Consider the following 14,526-nt stretch of genomic DNA (forward strand, 5'->3'; position numbering starts at 1 on the left):
ACGGCCCCGAAGGGGCTGTCGGTTCGGTCAACTTTGAAACAGTCCTACAGCTATCGCGAGACTTGATATGACGGCAGCGGTGCGGCGCATCGTAGTGTTAGGGGGCGGCTCGGCGGGTTGGCTGAGCGCCGCCTTGTTGGCCGCCGAACATGGTGGTTTGGAAGCCGGCAGATTACAGATCAGCCTGATCGAATCGCCCGACGCACCGGCCATCGGGGTCGGCGAAGGCACTTGGCCCTCAATGCGCGAGACGCTGCAGCGCATCGGCCTGCGCGAGCTTGATTTGCTGCGCGAGTGCGACGCCGCCTTCAAGCAAGGCTCGCGTTTTGATGGCTGGGTCAATGGGCAAGCAGCGGATCGCTACTACCATCCCTTCTCGCTGCCGCAGGGCCATGGTGACACCGACTTGGCGGGCGCATGGTTGCATGCCGGCACCGACCAAGCCTTTGCGGAATGCGTCAGCCCGCAGCCGCATGTTTGCGACGCGAGCCTAGGCCCCAAGCAAGTCACCACGCCCGAGTTTGGCGGCGCGGTCAACTACGGCTACCACTTTGATGCGGTCAAGCTGGGCGTCTTGCTGCGCCAGCACGCTACCGAGAAACTCGGCGTTAGGCATGTGGCCGACGCAGTCACCCAGGTGCTCACGCATGAGAATGGCGACATAGCCGCCCTGCGAACCCGCAGCCACGGCGATATCGCCGGCGATCTCTTCATCGACTGCTCGGGCCTGAAGGCCTTGCTGATTGGTCAGCATTACGGCATTGGGCTGCGCTCACAACGGCAGGTGCTGTTCAACGACAGCGCCTTGGCCTTGCAAGTGCCCTGCGCCGATGACCGCTCTGCGCTGGCGTCAACCACCATTGCGACGGCCCATGCCGAAGGTTGGACCTGGGACATCGCCCTGCCCAGCCGGCGCGGCGTTGGCCTGGTTTATTCCAGCGCCCACACCAGCCGAGAAGCTGCTGAAGCGGCGCTGCGCCAACACATCGCCCGCAGCGGCGGCCCGGCCGCGGCCGTGGCCGATTTGCCCAGCCCCCGCCACATCCCCTTCACGCCGGGTTACCGCGAACGTTTCTGGCATCGCAACTGCGTGGCGGTGGGTCTGTCCTCGGGCTTTATCGAACCGCTGGAGGCCTCGGCACTCGCGCTGGTCGAGTTGTCGGCCGCGATGATTCGCGATGAGCTGCCCGCCAGCCGCGCCGATATGGACCTGGTGGCCAAACGCTTCAACGAGGCGTTTGACTACCGCTGGGCCCGCATCATCGATTTCCTCAAGCTGCATTACGCCTTGAATCAGCGCCATGACGCCGACTATTGGCGCGAGCATCGCCAAGCGGACTCCATGCCCGAACGCTTGGGCGAGCTGTTGCAGCTGTGGCGGCACCGCGCGCCATTGCGCGGCGATCTGTTCCGCGTCGACGAAGTTTTCCCCGCCGCCAGCTATCAATATGTGCTGTACGGCATGGGTTTCAAACCGCAGCTGCCGGCGCCCCGAGCGCAGCGGCTGGTGCAAGCGCAAACCTGCTTCCAGCAGGTGGCCAGCGCCAGCAAACGACTGCTGGGCGGCTTGCCGCGCCACCGTGATTTGATCCGCCACATCCATGCGCACGGCATGCCATAACGTCCAAATCACTCACCCTGTTCAGCCCAACCGAGACGCCATGCAAAACCCACAATTGCTCGACAACATCACGCACAAAGACCTGCGCATCATCACCCGCCGTGGGGCCGAATGGGGTGATGCACGGATGTCCTGCGTCGCCACCCCGGACGAGTTTCGTCGCCTGCAGGTGCACTACCCCATCGTGTTCCAGAACAACGAGCAAGGCGTGATGCAGCCGCTGGCCCTGTTCGGCCTGCAAGAAGGTCAGAACCTCTTCCTTGGGCCCGAAGGCTGGACGGTGCCCTATCTGCCGCTGGCCATGCAGCGCGAGCCCTTCATGATTGGCGTCAACGAGGATGAGCTGCGGATGCTGGTCGATATGGCCAGCCCGCGCATCGGCCAGGGCGCCGAGGGCTTGGCGGTGTTCTTGCCGCAGGGCGGCAGCAGCGAATTTTTGGAACATGCTAACTCGGTGCTGAAGACCTTGCACGAGGGCCTGCAGGCCACGCCCGCCTTCATCGACGCGCTGCTCGCCCATGATTTGCTGGAGCCCTTTGTCCTGGATGTCGAACGGCCGGACGGCTCACATGGCCGCTTGGTCGGCCTGCACACCATCCATGAAGAACGCCTGGCGGCCCTGGACGAAAAGACGGTGGGTCTGCTGCACCAGGCGGACTATCTGATGCCGATCTATATGGCCGTGGCCTCGTTGGCCCATCTGCACAGCTTGATCCGCCTGCAGCTCGCACGCGAGGCTTGAGAAAGACCATGAGCCGGCCCATGCTGGAGCGCAGCGACGTCCACGCCGACAGCCTACCCGCCGATTTGCTGCAAAGCACCGAGCCGGTGCTGCTGCGCGGCTTGGTGCGCCATTGGCCGATGGTGCAGGCCGCGCAGCGATCGGACCAGCGGTTCTGCGACTATCTGCGCGGCTTTGGCGCCGCGGGTGCAGCCACCCAGGTCGGGCTGTGGCGCGGCGCGCCGGCCATCGAGGGCCGATTTTTCTACAACGCCGATTTCAGCGGCTTCAACTACCAGCGCGCAATTGCCGGTTTTGGCGCGCTGCTGGACGAGTTGCTGGGGCGGGCCAAAGAGACCAACCCACCCGCGCTCTATCTGGGCTCGACCGAGCTTGACGGCTCCTTCCCCGGCCTGCGCCAAGCGAATGATTTGCCGCTGCGTCTGCCAGTGAACGTGGCCGACCCCTTGGTCAGCCTGTGGCTGGGCAACCGGGTGCGCGTGGCCGCTCATTTCGACCTGCCGGACAATCTCGCCTGCGTCGTCGCCGGGCGGCGTCGCTTCACCTTGTTCCCGCCCGAGCAGGTCGGCAATCTCTATATCGGCCCGCTGGACCTGACACCGGCCGGGCAAGCCATTAGCTTGGTCGATCTAGCCAAGCCCGACTTCGCTCGCTTCCCGCGCTACGCGCAAGCGCTGGCGCAGGCACAGACGGCTGAGCTGCTGCCGGGTGACGCGGTCTTCATCCCCAGCCTGTGGTGGCATGCGGTGGAGGCGCTGGAGCCTGTCAGCGCGCTGGTGAACTTCTGGTGGCGGCAAAGCCCGGCCTACATGGATTCGCCGATGAACACCTTGATGCTGGCCTTGATGACTCTGCGAGACTTGCCGTCGGCCCAGCGCCAGGCCTGGGGGGCCTTGTTCGATCACTATGTTTTCCATGCCGACGCACAAACCGCCGCCCATATCCCGCCCCACGCCCAAGGCGTGCTGGCACCCCTCACGCCGGACCGCGCGCGCCATCTGCGCGCGGTGCTGTTGAACCGACTGAATCGCTAGTTAGGACCTGCGCATGAACACTGCACCTTACGCCTCCAAACCGGTACGCCGCATCGTCATCGCCGGCGGCGGCACCGCCGGCTGGATGGTGGCGGCCGGCCTGTCAAAGAGTTTGGGCAGGCTGTATGACATTCGCCTGATCGAGTCGGAAGAAATCGGCACCATCGGCGTCGGCGAGGCGACCATCCCGACCCTGCATTTTTTCCATGAAATCCTGGGGCTGGACGAGCGCGAGTTCATGGCCGCCACGCAGGCCACCTTCAAGCTGGGCATCAGTTTTGAGAACTGGCGCAATGTGGGCGAGCATTACTTCCATTCCTTCGGCAGCACCGGCAAGCCGCATTGGACGGCCGGCTTCCAGCATTTCTGGCTGGAGGGCCGCAAGCGCGGCTTGGCCAGCGACTACGGCGACTATTGCCTGGAGTTGCGCGCGGCGATGGACAACCGTTTTGCCCATTTGCCCAACACCGGCTTGAACTACGCCTACCACCTCGATGCCACGCTGTATGCCCAGTATTTGCGCCGTTACGCCGAGGCGCTGGGTGTGCAGCGCATCGAGGGCAAGATCGTCCGGGTCCACAGCGAGACCAGCCAAGCGGCCAGCAACGGCGGCATCACCGGACTGAGCTTGAATGACGGCTCGTTGATTGAAGGGGACCTCTTTATCGACTGCACCGGCATGCGCTCGCTGCTGCTGGGCGAGACGCTGGGCGTGGCGTATCAGGATTGGTCGGAGTGGCTGCACTGCGACAGCGCCGTGGCCGCGCAAACCGCCTCGGTCAGCGAGGCCGTGCCCTACACCCGCTCGATCGCCCACCCCTGGGGCTGGCAGTGGCGCATTCCGCTGCAGCACCGGGTCGGCAACGGCCTGGTCTTCAGCAGCCGGCACCTCGACGACGAGTCGGCCAAGGCCGCCCTGCTGGCCAATGTGCAAGGCAAGGTCATACGCCAGCCGCGCGTCATCAAGTTCACACCGGGCCAGCGGGAGCTGGTGTGGAAGCGCAACTGCGTCGCCATCGGCCTGTCCAGCGGCTTTCTGGAGCCGCTGGAGTCGACCAGCATTCACCTGATTCAGCGCGGCTTGACGCGCTTGATTCAGATGTTCCCGGCCGAGGGCATTTGCCAAAGCGATATCGACGAATACAACGACCAGTCGCGCCGCGCCATCGAGACCATTCGTGACTTCATCATCCTGCACTACCACGTCAACCAGCGCAGCGACGCCAAGCTCTGGCGTGATTGCCGCGAGATGGCGGTGCCTAACTTGCTGGCCCATCGCATCCAGCTCTTCAAGGACACGGCCCGGGTATGCCTGGATTCCGACGAGCTGTTCCGCGACAACTCCTGGATTCAGGTGATGCTGGGCCAGGGCATCGCGCCCGCCGCCCACCACCCGGTGACACGCCAGATGAGCGACGCTGACCTGAGCGACTTCCTCGGCGAGATCCGCAAAGACGCCGCGCGCAACCTGATCAAGCTGCCCAAGCACCAGGACTATGTGGGCCGGTTTTGCGGCGCGCCCAAGCCGGCCGCAGCCGGTCCTGTTTCCAGCCCGCCAAGTTTGCAGCTCAACCCGCAGCCGCAGATCCAGACCCTCCAACTGACGAACGGCCAAGCGGTCTTCGTCATCGATGATTTCGTGCAGGACCCGGACGGCTTGGTGCGCTTGGCGCAGTCGGTCTCGAATCAGTTCCAGCGCCCTGCCGGTCATCCCTATCCCGGCCCGCAACTGGATTTGCCCGCCGCAATGGCCGGGCAGTTGGACGATTATTTTCGGAGCCATCTGCGCACGCGACTGCAGGCCGGCCCGCCGCAAGGCATGTATGGCCGGTTTTCGCGCGTCACCCAGGACGCCAGCACGCTGGATGCGCGCCAGCGCACCTGCCACCGAGACGACTCCGGACTGGAGCCGGGGCAGATGATGTGCGCGCTGGTTCATTATTTATTCGCAGACGAACAACTCGGCGGCACCGTCTTGTTCCGTTCGCTGATGTCCGAGCCAGAGACTGAAAATTTCTTGGCCGACGCCAAGGCCATGAATGGCCAGGAATTTGGCGAAAAATACGGCCTTCCGGCGGGCTATATGACGCAAAGCAATCGCTACTTCGAGGTGATAGGACGCGTGCCCGCCAAATGGAACCGCGCGGTTTTCTACGACGGCAGCATTTTCCACTCCGGTGACATTCAAGCCGCACCCGCGGCGTACCAAGCCGGCCTGGGCCGCCTGACCGTCAACGCGTTTTTCAAAAGTACCAAGCTGGCAGCCTAAGGCCGCTGCAGACCGGCTCAAACCGGCTGTTTAGGCACCGGCTTTGGGTGCAAGGCGCGGCTGGAGTCGCGCACCATCAACTGGTGCGGCAGCACCCGGTGCGCGCTTTGCGGCGTTGCCGCCTCGGCCTCATTGCCCTTGGCGGCGATCAGCATCTCTACCGCCACGCTGGCCATCTCGTGGGTGGGCTGGCGCACGGTCGTCAATGGCGGCCACACCAAGCTGGCCGCACTGGAATCATCGAAGCCGGCGATCGACAAATCGGCCGGCACATTCAGCCCCAAGCGCTGCGCCGCCGCCAGCACGCCCAGGGCCATATCGTCATTGCTGGCGAACACCGCCGTCGGTCGCACGCTGCGGCTTAGCAGCTTGTGCGCCCCTTCCACGCCGCTGGGGAAGGTGAAGTCGCCCTCCCACACCAGGCTCGCATCCACCGCCAGATCATGCGCCTGCATGGCCCGCACAAAACCCCGGTAGCGCAGCTCGGAAGCCGCCTGATCGGGGGCGCCCCGGATGAAGCCAATGCGCTCGTGGCCCAGGCTGATCAAAAGATTCGTGACCTCTTCGGCGGCAAGTTCGTCATCCATGCGCACGCTGAACTGATCGGCCGGCTGCTGGCCCGGCGAAAGCAGCACGAAGGGCGTTTCGTTGTCGCGCAGAGCCTGCAGAACCTTGGGGTTATCACACAAGGGCGGCGTCAAAATCATGCCGTCCGGGCGCAGCGCCGAGACCATGCGGTCGACCTGGTTGTAAATGTCCGGTGCGTCGTTGTGCAAAGACTCCACCACCAAGTGGTAGCCCGACTCGCGGCAGCGCAGCGTCGCACCTTGCTGCACCCCGCCGACAAAGGCCGCGCTGGGATCGTAGTAGAGCAGACCGATCAGAAAAGAGCGCCCCCCGCCCATGCTGCGGGCCGCCAGCTTGGGCCGGTACTTCAGCTCGGCCACCACCTTGAGCACTTGCTCGCGGGTCTTGTCCTGCACGCCGGCTTCCTTGTTGAGCACGCGGGACACGGTCTTGATCGACACGCCGGCCTGTTCGGCCACATCAACAATCGTCGGGCTAGACCCGGCTCTGCTTGCCACTGATTCCGTCCTTGCTCACTGTTGCTCAGCGTTGCTCAGCGGCGCAACTTACTTCTTGGCCTTCTTCACGGCGGCTTTAGCAGCCGGCTTGGCGGCGGCTGCCTTGGCTGGCGCCGTGGTGGCTTTGGCGGCCTTGCGTGCCGCGGCCTTCGGATCAACGGCGGCCTTGAAGCCCGAGCCGGGGGTGAACTTGGGCAGCTTGGCGGCGGGGATCTTGATCTTGTCGCCGGTACTTGGATTCACGCCGGTGCGGGCGGCACGGGCGTGCTGCTTGAAGGAACCAAAGCCCGGGATAGCCACGGCCTCGCCTTTTTTAACCGTGCTGACCACGGCTTCGAGCAGCGTCTCAAGGAAGCGGCCGGCTTCGGCCTTGGTCAATGCGTGCTTGGCGGCCAGGTGTGCAATCAATTCGGTCTTGTTCATTCAAGCATCTCGTCTCAAGGTTGGGCCCGACGATCTCAGGCGTTACCATTTTGACCCAAAGCGCGCGATCGCCGATGGGCAGCCGCCAAATGACCGGCGCAAACCCGAAAAAATACGCACAACGACATCCTGTCACCGTGGCGTTGAGCTCAAGCCGCGCCAATCAAGTAAGCTGCTCTGTCCAATCGACGCCGGCGTCAAGATCAATGAAGCTCGAAGTCAATTCAACACTGGTCCTGCAGCAGCCCGATGACAGCGGACCGGATCAGCTTTGCACTGCTTTTGATTGGCCGGCTGCAAAACTGCTGGACGCGCTACCCACCTTGATTTGGGTCATTGACGAGCGCATGCGCCCGCGCTTCGCCTCCGCCGCACTGCTGCGTTATGCCGGCCTCGAGTTAACGCCTCTTTGCCAACTTGGGCTGCAAGCCCTGGTTCACCCGCATGACTGGCCCGGCTTTGAGCAAAACTGCCGCCAGTACTTGGGGCGCGCGGCCCTCACGGCAGCGGCGCCGGCCCTGGCCCACGACTACCGGCTGCGCGGCGCAGACGGCCGCTACCGCTGGCATCTGTTGACGGCCGAATTTGCGCCCGTGGGGGGCGCCGCCGCCGAGCGCTATTTGCTGGGCTCGCACAGCGATATCGACGCCCGCAAGCAAGCCGAATCAAGGCTGCAGGACGCCGACGACTTGTGGAAGCTGGCGCTGGAAAGCAATGGCGACGGCGTTTGGGACTGGTATGTGCAAAGCGGCATCGAGCTCTATTCGCCCCGCTACCTGCAAATTTACGGTTATGACGAGACCGACGTGAGGCCCACGCCGGGCGAATTTGATGCCCGCACCCACCCCGACGACTTGGTGCAAATGCAGGCCGACCGCGAGGCCCATTTCAGCGGCCGCGCCAGCAGCTATAGCAATGAACATCGGGTGCGCTGCAAAGACGGCGGCTGGAAGTGGATTCACAGCCGCGGCATGGTAATCAGCCGCGACGAGCAGGGCAGGCCGCTGCGCATGGTGGGCACCCACACCGACATCACCCGTCGCAAAGAAGCCGAGGCGCTGATCTGGCGCCAGGCCCACTTGGACCCACTGACCGGCCTGCCCAACCGACGCAGCCTGCGCGACCGCCTGGAGTTGCAGTTATTGCAAGCCGAGCAAGACGGCAGCGAATTGGCGCTGCTTTTCATCGACCTCGATCATTTCAAGGAAGTCAACGACACGCTGGGCCATGACGTCGGCGATGCCTTGCTGATCGAGGCCGCCGCGCGGGTCAGTGCTTGCCTGCGCCCGGGCGACTTGGTGGCGCGCATGGGCGGCGATGAATTCACCGTGCTGTTGCATCCGCTCGCCAAAGCGCCACAGTCCGAGCAACTTGCGCGCGCCGTCGGGCAGCAAATCATTGCCAGCTTGGCCAAGGCGTTTGAGTTGGGCGGCGAGCGGGTCTTCGTCTCGGCCAGCGTCGGCTTGAGCCACTACCCCAGCGATGGACGGCATATCGAGGCCTTGTTCAAGCATGCCGACCAGGCCCTCTATGCGGCCAAGGCCGCCGGGCGCAACCGCCTGGGCTACTTCACACCCGAACTGCAGCAGGCCGCGCTGACACGCATGCGGCTCGGCAATGACCTGCGTGACGCCTTGCCCGGACGGCAACTTTTTATCGAGTACCAGGCCATCGTCGACCTGCAAACCGGGCAGGTCCGCAAAGCGGAAGCCTTGCTGCGCTGGACACACCCCCGCCAGGGCGTGATCAGCCCGAGCGTGTTTGTGCCGCTGGCCGAAACCAGCGGCCTGATCATCGAGATTGGCGAGTGGGTGTTTCGGCAAGCGGCGATGCAGGTGAAGTACTGGCGCGCGCAGTTTGACGAGGGCTTTCAAATCAGCGTCAACAAATCGCCGCTGCAGTTTCGCGACGCAACCGGCCGTGCGCCGGCGAGCCCTAGCTGGGCCGAGGTCATGCAAGAGCTCGGTGTGGCCGGCAATGCGCTCGCGATCGAGATTACCGAGGGCTTGCTACTGGAAGCCGACAACGAGGTGGAAGCTCATCTGGCCGCGCTGCACGCGGCCGGCTTCCAGGTCTCGCTGGATGACTTCGGCACCGGCTTTTCTTCACTCGCCTATTTGCAAAAATACGCGATCGACCTGCTGAAGATTGATCAGCGCTTCGTCAAGAATTTGCACACCAATACCAAAAACTTGGCGCTGTGCAAGGCCATCATCACGATGGCGCATGCGCTGGGGCTGAAGGTGGTGGCCGAAGGTGTTGAGACCTCTGAGCAGCGCGAGTTGCTGATCGCCGCCGGCTGCGATTACGCGCAAGGCTTTCTGTTTGGCCGGCCGATGGCGGCGGCAGCGTTTGAGCATTTGCTGAGCAAGCAGTGAAAAAGGCCAGCACTTGCGTGCTGGCCTTTTCAAGAGGACTCGGTCACGTCCCGCGATCCCGGCGCCGCAAGTATGCGGACGCCATTCTCGTCCCCACGCAAGGCCCGCAGGGGCCTTGCTTCCTGACCACCAAACGCAAAAGGCCAGCACTTGCGTGCTGGCCTTTCTTGTTTGGTGCCCAGGAGAGGACTCGAACCTCCACGGAGTTACCCGCTAGTACCTGAAACTAGTGCGTCTACCAATTCCGCCACCTGGGCAAGGTGTCTTGCTAAGAAGAGGCCGCACTTTAGCATTGAATTTCAAGCATTTTTGACAAACCTGAAAATACTTCAAAACTCCAACTGATGGCAGCGGCCTTTTCAGTTACTTCAACAGCGTCTGCTGCATGAACATGATGGTGGCGTAGAACAGATAGTCCTGGTTTTCCTTGCGGGCAAAACCATGGCCTTCGTTGTCGGCGCGCAAATACCAGACCGGCGTGCCTTGCTCACGCACCTTGGCCACGATCTGCTCGGCCTCGGTATAGGGCACGCGCGGATCGTTCTTGCCCTGCACCACAAACAAGGGTGCCTTGATCTTGGCGCTTTTGGTCAAGGGTGAGATCTGTTCCAGAAAGGCCTTCATGGCCGGATCACGCTCGTCGCCATACTCGACCCGGCGCAGATCACGCCGATAGCTCTCGGTGTTATTCAAGAAGGTCACAAAGTGCGAAATGCCCACCACATCGAGTGCGCCGACGATGCGCTCGGGGTAGTTGGTCGCCACCGCCAGCGTCATATAGCCGCCATAGCTGCCGCCGGTGACCAGCACGCGTGACGCATCCAGATTCGGCTGCGTCGCGATCCAGTCCAGCAGCGCGCCAATGTCCTTGACCGAGTCTTCGCGCTTGAAGCCGTTGTCCAGGTCGAGGAAGGTCTTGCCGAAGCCGGACGAGCCGCGCACATTGGGCTGGATGAAGGCGACACCCAGCTCCTGCAAATAGTAGTTGTTGCGGCCCAGGAAGCCGACCGTCGCCTGCCCCTCGGGGCCGCCGTGAATGCTGATGACGACCGGCCGCTTGCCGCTGAACTTGGCCGGCGGCAGGCTCAGCAAGCCGGAAATATGCTGGCCGTCAAAACTGGTCCAGCGCACCACCTGTTGCTCGGTGAACTGGCGGCTGTCGATGCCCGGCGGCGTGTAGGCTTGCGTCCAGTTCTGGAGCGCGCCTTTGGCATCCATGCTGAAGAGCTGGCTCGGCCCTTGCGCGCCGTTGACGCTGAAGGCCAGCTCATTGCGCGTGCGGTCGTACTTGGCGCTGCCGATGCTGCCCGGCGGCATTTGCGGCGCCGGCAGTGGCTTGAAACTGCGGGCGTCATAAAAACGCAGCTCATCCCGGCCATCGATATTGAATTGCAGGGCCAGGCGCTTGCCGTCCTCGGTCTGGGTCAGGCCGCTGACATCCCAGGGGATCTGGGTCTCAAGACGCTCAAGCTTGCCGTTAGCCAAAGTCAGCCGGGCCGGCTCGACAAACTGGCCAAAGCGGTTGCTGAGCAGCAGCAGCGACTGGTTGTCGCGCGTGAAAACAGCCGGGAAATGGCTGGCCCGCATGGGCTCGCCCGCGGCCGGCAAGAGCTGGCGCTTTGCGCCGGTGGCCAGGTCCATCAGCCAGATGCGTGACTCATTGGCCGAAACATACTCCGACAGCGCCAGCTGCTTGTCATCCCAAGACACCGCGCCGACGCCCCAGCCGCCGCCCGGCAATTCGGCGATCTGGCGCTTTTGCGCCGGCTGCTCGGGGTCCATCAACCACAGCTGGGTCAGCACCTGCGCGCGGCTGCCACCCGCGGCCGTGCGGTCCAGCGGCACCGAGGTGAACAGCATTTGACTGCGCTTGTGCAGCCAGCCTGCCATCGCATGGCGCTGGTCCGGGTTGCTCAGCAGCACTGGCTCCTTGCCCTGTCCATCCAAGCGGGAATCCAGGCGGTAGAGTTGGGCCACCTCGTCGCCGCCGGTGGCGCGGGCAAACACGATGTAGCGGCCGCCACTGGGCTCGTAACTGGCATTGCTGACGGGGTCGGCCGCATCGGTGAGCTGCTCCAAGGCGGCCATCGGTTTGCCAACGCGGTAGAGCTGGGCGGTATTGGCGCCGGCCTTGCGGTGCGTCACCAACATCTCGCGGCGGGTCGGATGCCAGGCGACAAAGCCATGGCCGCGGAAATCGTTATAGCCGCCCACCTTGTCGGCCAAGCTCTGCGGCACGGCAGGAATGCCCTGCACCAGCAAATTGGCGTTGGGCGCCAACACGCCGCGCGCGGCTGGCGCAGGCTGGGTCGCTTGAGCGATGGCCGGCGCTGTCTGCGCCATGGCGCTCGCCACACAAAGCAGCCACGCCGAAGCCGCGCAAGCGATCTGCGACCGGCCCAAATTAATCATCTTCATGCGAGCAACGCTCCTGCTATTCGAGGCCCGCATTCTGGCCCGAAACCGCAGCGCAACCGGCGCATAACCACCACACAACCACCACACAACCCCCACACAACCGCCATCAGTCGCCCAAGCCAAAGGGGTCATCGACCGAATGTGCCGGTTGGCCGCAGCTCGCAAATATGTTTAAGCAATATCCTGATGTTGGCATCCCTCATCGCGTACAAAGCGAAGCTGCGGCAACGTCGTCGCGTGGAGAACTATTGATGCTTGAATTGATCTTGGGGCTGGTGTTGTTTCTGGGTGTGCATTCGGTGCGCATCGTGGCCAATGACTGGCGCAGCGCGCAGATTCAGCAACGCGGTGAGAAGGCCTGGAAACTTGGCTACACGGCGCTGTCTTTGCTCGGCTTTGGTTTGCTCGTCTGGGGCTATGGCCAAGCGCAGCAAAGCCCGCAGTTTTTGTGGGTCACGCCCAAGGGCATGAACCATCTGGCCGCGCTGCTGACGCTGATTGCCTTCGTCTTGCTGGTCGCTGCCTATGTGCCGCGCAATGCGATCAAGGCCAAGCTGCGCCACCCGATGGTGCTGGGCGTCAAGGTCTGGGCCCTGGCGCATTTGCTGTCCAATAACAGCCTGGCCGACCTGCTGCTATTCGGCAGCTTTCTGGTCTGGGCGGTGCTGAGTTTTCGCGCCGCCCGCCAGCGTGACCGTGCCCATCCGCCGGCGCCGCTGACGGCCAGCCCCAGCGGCACCGCGTTGACCGCGCTGACCGTGCTAATCGGCGCGCTGGCCTGGGCGGGCTTTGCGTTTTGGGGCCACGCGGCGCTGATCGGCGTGCGGCCGCTGGGGTAGGAACCTTATCGCTGGCTGGAACTCGTAAAATTTCCAAACGCCTTCAGCTGCTCGGCAATCGCGCCCTTGTCACCGACCACGACCAGGGTCTGCGCTTCGGGTGCGAAATATTTTTTGCCGATTTCACGCACCTGCGCGGCCGTGACCTTCTGGATCAGCGGCACATATTGCCCCAGGAACTCGGCCGGCAGGCCAACCAGCCAGTTGTTCGCCAGCGTCTGCGCCACCGCGCCCTGTAGCTGGGTAGTCAGCAAATAGCTGCCGGCCACATAGCGCTTGCTCATCTGCAGCTCGGCCGCCGGCACCAACTCCGCGCCGATGCGCTTGTACTCGTTGATGAACTCCTGCAACGAGGCGCCGGTCACCTCATTGCGCACATCGGCGCCGCCTGCAATGGCGCCGCCGACGCGGTAGGAGCGCGCGCCGGCGCTGGCGCCATAGGTGTAGCCCTTTTCCTCACGCAGATTCTGGTTGATGCGGCTGGAGAAGCCGTCGCCCAGGATGGTGCTGGTCAGGCGCAGCGGCACTTGGTCGGCGCTGTTGGCGGGCGCGCCGGGGCGGCCCAGGCGCAGGGTGGACTGCACGCTCTCGGGGCGCTCCAAAAGGATGTGTTGCGGCTTGGCGCTCAAGGGCGCTGCGGCGATCTCGGCCGGCGCCGGGCCTTGTGCGGCCCAGTCGCCAAAAGCGGCCTGCGCCAGCTGCAGCCCCTCGGCGGCGCTGATTCGCCCGGTGATGACCAACAAGGCGCGGTCCGGCCGGAAGCGCTTCACATGCTCGGCACGCAAGATCTCGGCCGTGGTCGCTTCGATGGCCTCGGCCGTCTCCTGACTGCGGCCGTAGGGGTGGTCGCCGTAGATCGCCTGGTTGAGCGCCTTGCTGGCGCGAAAGCCCGGCTGCGCGCTGGCCACCCTCAAGGCTTGCTGAGCGTTCGCCTTGGCGAGCGTGACTTCTTTCTCGGGGAAGGCGGGGCTGCGAGCCACCTCGGCCAGCAGCTTCATCATGCCCTCGGCGTGGGAGGTCAAGGCATAGGCGGTCAGCGTTATTCCGTCGTTAGCGGGCGCTGCGCCCACACCGCCGCCCATGCCTTGGGCGGCTTCGGCGATGGCGCGTGAATCACGCTGGGCCGTGCCTTCGTTCAAGAGGCCGGCCAGCAGCTTGGCGCGGCCGGGCGCATCTGCCGCGTCGGCGCCAAAGCCGGCGCCGCGCAGGGCCAGCACATAGTCAACGCGGGGCAGGCCCTGGCGCGGCAGCACCCAGACCTCCAGCCCATTGGCGAGCGTCTGCTTCGCTATTTGCGGCACTTGGATGGGTTTGTCCTGGCCGTATTTGGGCAGCGCGGCCGGCATCTTGACGGCGTCTGCGGCAAGCGCAGTCAGTGGCAAGGCCAGCAAGGCGGCCAGCATCATCTTGTTTTGCTTCATGGTGTGGGTCTCCTTCAAGGCTTGGCAGTCGATGCGGCCGATGCAGGGGTTGCGGCTGGATCAGGCGTCAGCATCGCCACCGGCACGCGGTCAATCACTGAACGGTTGGCGACGGTCAGATAGGTCTTGGCGACACGCTGCACATCGGCGGACGTGACGGCCTCGATCCAGCCCGGAATTTGGTTGACGACCTTGGCGTCGCCCCACAGCGTTTGCAGCTTGGCCAGCGTGTCGGCGCGGCTCAGAAAACTCTCCAAGCCGTTGTACCAATCGGCCAGCAAACGGGTCTTGACGCG

Annotated in this window: 10 protein-coding genes, 1 tRNA gene and 1 pseudogene; 6 read left to right on the plus strand and 6 right to left on the minus strand. The window is 63.9% G+C overall.

What is annotated here, in order from left to right:
- Nucleotides 1–67: 67 nt before the first annotated feature.
- Genes RMO57_RS19105 through RMO57_RS19120 form a run of 4 tightly spaced genes read left to right on the plus strand, consistent with a single transcriptional unit; the run spans nt 68 to nt 5,666 of the window.
- Entirely contained in the window at nt 68–1,621 is a 1,554-nt protein-coding gene (locus tag RMO57_RS19105) for a tryptophan 7-halogenase (RefSeq protein WP_310389371.1), read from the plus strand.
- Nucleotides 1,622–1,661: 40 nt separating this feature from the next.
- Complete coding sequence (locus tag RMO57_RS19110; RefSeq protein ID WP_310389372.1) at nt 1,662–2,363, plus strand: SapC family protein; 702 nt, start codon at nt 1,662–1,664, stop codon at nt 2,361–2,363.
- Between the two features lie 8 nt (nt 2,364–2,371).
- Nucleotides 2,372–3,397, plus strand: a complete 1,026-nt coding sequence (locus RMO57_RS19115) for a cupin-like domain-containing protein (protein WP_310389375.1) — start codon at nt 2,372–2,374, stop codon at nt 3,395–3,397.
- A 13-nt stretch (nt 3,398–3,410) separates the two neighbouring features.
- Nucleotides 3,411–5,666, plus strand: coding sequence for a DUF6445 family protein (locus RMO57_RS19120; RefSeq protein ID WP_310389377.1), 2,256 nt, complete (start codon nt 3,411–3,413; stop codon nt 5,664–5,666).
- 17 nt (nt 5,667–5,683) lie between these two features.
- Here the strand turns inward: RMO57_RS19120 and RMO57_RS19125 are convergent, their stop codons facing one another.
- Both RMO57_RS19125 and RMO57_RS19130 read right to left on the minus strand, forming a co-directional pair.
- Nucleotides 5,684–6,751: a LacI family DNA-binding transcriptional regulator gene (locus tag RMO57_RS19125; protein WP_310389378.1), complete on the minus strand. Its 1,068-nt coding sequence runs from the start codon at nt 6,749–6,751 to the stop codon at nt 5,684–5,686.
- A gap of 48 nt (nt 6,752–6,799) precedes the next feature.
- Nucleotides 6,800–7,174, minus strand: a complete 375-nt coding sequence (locus RMO57_RS19130) for an HU family DNA-binding protein (RefSeq protein WP_310389380.1) — start codon at nt 7,172–7,174, stop codon at nt 6,800–6,802.
- Nucleotides 7,175–7,380: 206 nt separating this feature from the next.
- Between RMO57_RS19130 and RMO57_RS19135 the strand changes: the two genes are divergently transcribed.
- A complete protein-coding gene (locus RMO57_RS19135) occupies nt 7,381–9,552 on the plus strand; it encodes a putative bifunctional diguanylate cyclase/phosphodiesterase (RefSeq protein WP_310389382.1) in 2,172 nt (723 codons plus the stop codon).
- A 172-nt stretch (nt 9,553–9,724) separates the two neighbouring features.
- On the opposite strand, the gene RMO57_RS19140 is transcribed toward RMO57_RS19135, so the two are convergent.
- Both RMO57_RS19140 and RMO57_RS19145 read right to left on the minus strand, forming a co-directional pair.
- Nucleotides 9,725–9,809: transfer RNA gene (locus RMO57_RS19140), tRNA-Leu, on the minus strand.
- A gap of 106 nt (nt 9,810–9,915) precedes the next feature.
- Nucleotides 9,916–11,970 carry a prolyl oligopeptidase family serine peptidase gene (locus RMO57_RS19145; RefSeq protein WP_310389384.1) on the minus strand — a complete coding sequence of 685 codons (2,055 nt, stop codon included), beginning with the start codon at nt 11,968–11,970 and terminating at the stop codon, nt 9,916–9,918.
- A gap of 251 nt (nt 11,971–12,221) precedes the next feature.
- Here RMO57_RS19145 and RMO57_RS19150 point away from each other — a divergent pair, with 251 nt between their 5' ends.
- Complete coding sequence (locus RMO57_RS19150) at nt 12,222–12,809, plus strand: NnrU family protein (RefSeq protein ID WP_310389386.1); 588 nt, start codon at nt 12,222–12,224, stop codon at nt 12,807–12,809.
- A gap of 5 nt (nt 12,810–12,814) precedes the next feature.
- Here RMO57_RS19150 and RMO57_RS19155 read toward each other — a convergent pair whose 3' ends face one another.
- Together RMO57_RS19155 and RMO57_RS19160 are read right to left on the minus strand one after the other, a co-directional pair.
- Nucleotides 12,815–14,230 (minus strand): pitrilysin family protein, encoded by a 1,416-nt coding sequence (locus tag RMO57_RS19155; protein ID WP_310389388.1) that lies wholly within the window; start codon nt 14,228–14,230, stop codon nt 12,815–12,817.
- A gap of 14 nt (nt 14,231–14,244) precedes the next feature.
- Nucleotides 14,245–14,526 (minus strand): annotated as a pseudogene (locus tag RMO57_RS19160) (insulinase family protein); the annotation flags it as partial.

This window comes from Roseateles sp., from assembly GCF_031397715.1.
GTDB lineage: Bacteria > Pseudomonadota > Gammaproteobacteria > Burkholderiales > Burkholderiaceae_C > Paucibacter_A.

Excerpts from the sequence above, each read along its gene's own strand:
- RMO57_RS19150 (WP_310389386.1), top strand. The coding sequence starts at position 12,222 with ATGCTTGAATTGATCTTGGGGCTGGTGTTGTTTCTGGGTGTGCATTCG.
- RMO57_RS19120 (WP_310389377.1), top strand. The coding sequence starts at position 3,411 with ATGAACACTGCACCTTACGCCTCCAAACCGGTACGCCGCATCGTCATC.
- RMO57_RS19145 (WP_310389384.1), bottom strand. The coding sequence starts at position 11,970 with ATGAAGATGATTAATTTGGGCCGGTCGCAGATCGCTTGCGCGGCTTCG.
- RMO57_RS19110 (WP_310389372.1), top strand. The coding sequence starts at position 1,662 with ATGCAAAACCCACAATTGCTCGACAACATCACGCACAAAGACCTGCGC.
- RMO57_RS19130 (WP_310389380.1), bottom strand. The coding sequence starts at position 7,174 with ATGAACAAGACCGAATTGATTGCACACCTGGCCGCCAAGCACGCATTG.
- RMO57_RS19115 (WP_310389375.1), top strand. The coding sequence starts at position 2,372 with ATGAGCCGGCCCATGCTGGAGCGCAGCGACGTCCACGCCGACAGCCTA.
- RMO57_RS19105 (WP_310389371.1), top strand. The coding sequence starts at position 68 with ATGACGGCAGCGGTGCGGCGCATCGTAGTGTTAGGGGGCGGCTCGGCG.
- RMO57_RS19135 (WP_310389382.1), top strand. The coding sequence starts at position 7,381 with ATGAAGCTCGAAGTCAATTCAACACTGGTCCTGCAGCAGCCCGATGAC.
- RMO57_RS19155 (WP_310389388.1), bottom strand. The coding sequence starts at position 14,230 with ATGAAGCAAAACAAGATGATGCTGGCCGCCTTGCTGGCCTTGCCACTG.